The 4,490-nt window shown below is 75.8% G+C and carries 1 protein-coding gene and 2 pseudogenes; all 3 read left to right on the forward strand.

All coding sequences use genetic code 11. The features are described 5' to 3' along the window. Window positions 1-1,948 (forward strand): annotated as a pseudogene (locus ACWEN3_RS42125) (hypothetical protein); the annotation flags it as partial. Between the two features lie 154 nt (window positions 1,949-2,102). After that, window positions 2,103-3,272 (forward strand): AAA family ATPase, encoded by a 1,170-nt coding sequence (locus ACWEN3_RS42130; protein ID WP_452982740.1) that lies wholly within the window; start codon window positions 2,103-2,105, stop codon window positions 3,270-3,272. Between the two features lie 158 nt (window positions 3,273-3,430). Continuing rightward, window positions 3,431-4,468: pseudogene (locus ACWEN3_RS42135) on the forward strand (DUF5682 family protein); the annotation flags it as partial. Between the last annotated feature and the right edge of the window lie 22 nt (window positions 4,469-4,490).

The raw sequence follows: 4,490 nt of genomic DNA on the forward strand, positions 1-4,490 counted from the left end.
AGGCCCGGAAGAGCACGGCGACCCGCTCGGCCAGCGGCAGTCCCTCCGCCGCGGCAGTCCGGCCGACGGCAAGCCGCTGCCCGACCGGGAGCGGCTGGGAGCCCTCGGGGACGGCTGGCGCGGCGAGGAGCACACCGTCCCGGACATCGGCATGGTGTGGCCGCCCGCGCTGGGCCTGCTGCGCGCGCTGGCCTACCGGGCCGCCTCACCGGCCCTGACCGATGCCCAACGGGAGCCGCTGCTCCTGCTGTTCGAGGCCCTCGCCGAAGGCCCGCTCGTCTCCGCCGGCGGCACGCTCCGGAAGGTCGTGCTGAGCGAACCGCACGACAAGCAGCAGCGCGCCGGGCAGGTGCTGCGCCGTGCGGGCCGCACGGTGGTGATCCTCGGCTGCCAGAACGTCGACCTGCACCGGGGCCGGGTCAACTGGCTGGCGCTGGACCACGATCCGTCCGGTGCGTTCGGCGCGGTCGCCCACTTCACCCTGGGCTCGGAAGCCGACTACGACCCCGCGATCTCCGCCGACGACCTGGCCGCCGTCACCCGCCTCGTCCGCGAGAAGGGCGCCGCGCCCTGGCAGCCCGAGGCGCCCGCGGCGCTGGTGGCGGCGACCGGCGGCGGGCTCGGTCCCGTGCAGGCCGCCGTGCTGCTCGCCGGGCAGCCGCACGATCCCTCGGCCGAGAGCCTGGCCACGATCGGACTCAAGCCCCGGCAGCGGGACTTCGGCAACGCCCTGCTGCACGGGCTGGACGCGAAGCGACGGACGTCGTTGCTCGGCGCGCTGCTGCCCGCGGACCCGGCCGCCCTGTGGACGACGGGGCCGGACGCGGACGGCGCGGGCCGGGTGTGGGCCGAGCGGTTCGGCTCGCTGGTCCGCGTCCCCGAGGACGTCAGGGCCGAGCTGGCCGGGCTCGGTCACGGACACGCCGAGGACGTGCTCAACCCGTCCCGCACGCCGTGGCTGAGCCGCACCACGGTCCTGCGGCCGGACAAGGACGGCAATCTCACACCCGAGGACCCGGCGGCGATGCCCGGCCGGTACGCCCTGTCGAACGCCCTCGACGGACTCGCCGCGCTGGCCTACGGCCTGCCCTACGGCCACCCGCTGCGCTCCGCGCTCCCCGGCGGTCTGGCCGCCGTCCGCCGCCGGATGTCCGACCCGGAGCTGCTGCTCGGACTGGACGTCGAGATGACGGAGAAGGGCGGCCCCACCGCCGTGGAGCTGCGCAAGGTGTACGGGCTGCCCGCGACCGGCGGCGCCGACGCGCACGGCCTGACCCGGGTCACCGAGGCGATCGTGCTGCGCCCCTGGTACCGCGACGCGGAGACGGTCCTGATCAGGCCGGCCGCGCTGTCCGGGCCCGACGACGCCGTGTTCGGGCTGCTGGAGGGCTTGGTCGGACCCCAGCGCGGAGCCGGTCTGCGCGCCCTGCGCACGCTCCTCGGCGACCGGCTGGGCCGCGCCGTCGAGGTCGGCGCCGAGGGCCCCTCGGGGTACGCGCAGGACCCGTCCGTCAGTGTGCCCGCGCTGGTCGCCGAGGTGGCCGCGGCGCACGGTCTGGGCGAGGACGCGGCCGCGCTCTATCTGCAGCTGCTGGCCCTGCCCGACCCGACGGACCGCAACTGCGCCCGCTGGACCGGCTGGAAGCCGGCGCGCCTGAAGAAGGCCCGCGCCGAGCTGGCCGCGACGGATCTGGTCGTGGAGGCCAAACGGCCGCGTGCCGGGCGGACGTTGTTCCTTCCGTGCGGCTGGCGCGACCTGAAGTCGCCCGCGCTGCCGGTGGAGACCTGGAAGGAGGGGCTGTACCCGGTGCCCGCCCATCAGCGCGCCGTACCGCTGCTCCCCGTGCCGGAGTTGTTCGCCCGCGCCTGGGACCGCGTCCGCACGGGCGACGCCCCGGCGTACGAGGAACTGACGACCCGCGCGACCCGAAGGGGGCGGCGCCGGTGATCACCGCCGTGGGCTCCACCAGGGGGGCGTGTGTTCAGGTGATGCCTGGCCGGCTCGAAGCTGTGGCGGCCAGGTCTGCCGGGACCGCTCTCTGGGCCATGCCTGCCCGCACCGCTTCCGTGTCTGTCCGTACCCCCTCGAAGGGCTTCCTCCGATGACGACCGTCCTCGCCTCCGACACCACCCGCCAGATCGTCCCGCCCGAGGACCGGTACGCCACCGAGCTGGCCTTCCTCGCGGCCCACGACTCCGGTCCGCGGCCGCCCGCCTGGCGGCTCACGCCCCGGGCCGTCGTCACGTTCGTGATGGGCAGCGGCGGCCGGGCGCTGCGCCTGCCCGAGGACGCCGAGGTGCCGGACGGGCTGCCGCGCCGGCTGGAGATCACGGGCAAGTTCGTCGGTGACCGCGCGCTGGTGGAGCGGTGTGTCGTCACACTCGCCGGCGAGCGGGGACTGCTGCTCGTCGGCGAGCCCGGCACCGCCAAGTCCATGCTGTCGGAGCTGCTTTCGGCCGCCGTGTGCGGGACCAGTGGGCTGGTCGTGCAGGGCACGGCGGGTACGACCGAGGACCAGCTGAAGTACGGCTGGAACTACGCCCTGTTGCTGGCGCAGGGGCCCAGCCGTCCGGCCCTCGTGCCCTCGCCGGTGCTCACCGCGATGACCCGCGGCGCGATCGCCCGCGTCGAGGAGGTCACCCGGTGTCTGCCCGAAGTGCAGGACTCCCTGGTGTCGCTGTTGTCGGAGCGGCGCATCGCGATCCCCGAACTGGCGGGCGGTGAGGGCGGGTTGGCGCACGCGGCGCCCGGCTTCAACCTCATCGCCACCGCCAACCTGCGGGACAAGGGCGTCTCGGAGATGTCCGCCGCGCTCAAGCGCCGCTTCAACTTCGAGACGGTCGGCCCCATCGCCGACCTCGACGCCGAGACCGCGCTGGTCCGCGGGCAGGCGAGAGCGTCGGTGGAGCGGGCGGGCGCGCCCTTCCAGGTCGACGGCGCGGTCCTGGAGGCGCTGGTCACCGTCTTCCGTGACCTCAGGGAGGGCCGGTCGGCGGAGGGCTGGGAGGTGGAGCGGCCGTCCACGGTGCTGAGCACGGCGGAGGCCGTCTCCGTGGCGGGCGCGCTGGGGCTGGCCGCCGCCTACTTCCCGGGAGACCGTGACGTGCTCGGGCTGCTGCCGGGTCATCTTCTCGGTGTCGTGCACAAGGACGACCCGGCGGACGCGGCCCGGCTGCGCGGCTACTGGGACGGCCCGGTCCGGCGCCGTGCCGAACAGGGTTCGGCCACCTGGCGCACGCTGTGGGACCTGCGCACGGTCCTGGAGGGCTGACGACCGTGCCGCAGGACTCCCCCGACATCGCTCCGACGGTGCACGACCCGCACGGTGTGGCTGTGGCCTCGGACGACTTCCCCGAGGCGGCCGTCGCCCCACACGGCTCCCCCGGCACGGCTGCCACGCACGACTCTCCTGAGGCGGCCGTCGCCCTTCTGACCGACCCGGCGGCGCCCTGTCTCATCGGTGTGCGCCACCACGCGCCCTCCCTGGCCGCCGCCGTGCCCGCGCTGCTCGACGCGGCCGAGCCCGACGTGGTGCTCGTGGAGCTCCCCGCCGAGCTGGAGGAGTGGCTGCCCTGGCTCGCGCATGAGGAGACCCGGGCGCCGGTCGCCCTCGCCGCCGCTCCTGGGGGCGGCGCGGGCGGCCCCGCGTTCTATCCCTTCGCCGACTTCTCGCCGGAACTGGCGGCCGTACGCTGGGCCGCCCGGCGCGGCGTTCCGGTGATCGCCTGCGATCTGCCGTTGGCGGACCGCGCATGGGCGGGAGACGCGGACGGGAGCGCCGAGACGCCGGTGTCGGCGCCGGCTCCGTCGCCGCCGGACGCAGGCGCGGACCTCGGCGGCGGCCCGGACCGGGCGGGAATCACCTCGGCCCTGCTCTCCCGTCTCACCGGGCGCCCCGGGGACGACCTGTGGGACCGGCTGGTCGAGGCCGCCGCGCCCGGTTCCACGCCGGAGGCGCTGCGGCGGGCCGCGCTGCTGACGGGCTGGGCGCTGCGTCAGGAGGCCGCGGCTGCGGGAGGCGTACCGGAGCTGGACCTGCGACGGGAGCGGTGGATGCGGTCGCGTCTCGCCGCCGCCACGGCGCACGGTGAGCGTGCCGCGGTGGTCGTCGGCGCGTTCCATGCCCCGGCCCTGCTGGCACCGGCCGAAGGCGAGGGCACCTCGGGGACGGCCGAAGGCGACGGCACCTTGGTGACCCACGCGGCCGCCTCGGGCTGGACGGCCTCCCTCATCCCCTACAACTACGCCCTGCTGGACGAGCGCTCGGGCTACCCGGCCGGCATCCGTGATCCGGAGTGGCAGCACATGGTGCTGGACGCGGCCGGTGATCCGGAGGCGCTGGAGGAGGCGCTGGTCCGGGCCGCCGTGCGGATCTGTGCCGAACTGCGGGCGCTCGGGCATCCGTCCGGGCCCGCCGACGCGCGGGAGATCGCGCGGCTGGCCGGTGACCTGGCCCGGCCGCGGGGGCGCGTTGCATGAGGTGGGCGAG

Source organism: Streptomyces sp. NPDC004561 (genome assembly GCF_053602155.1).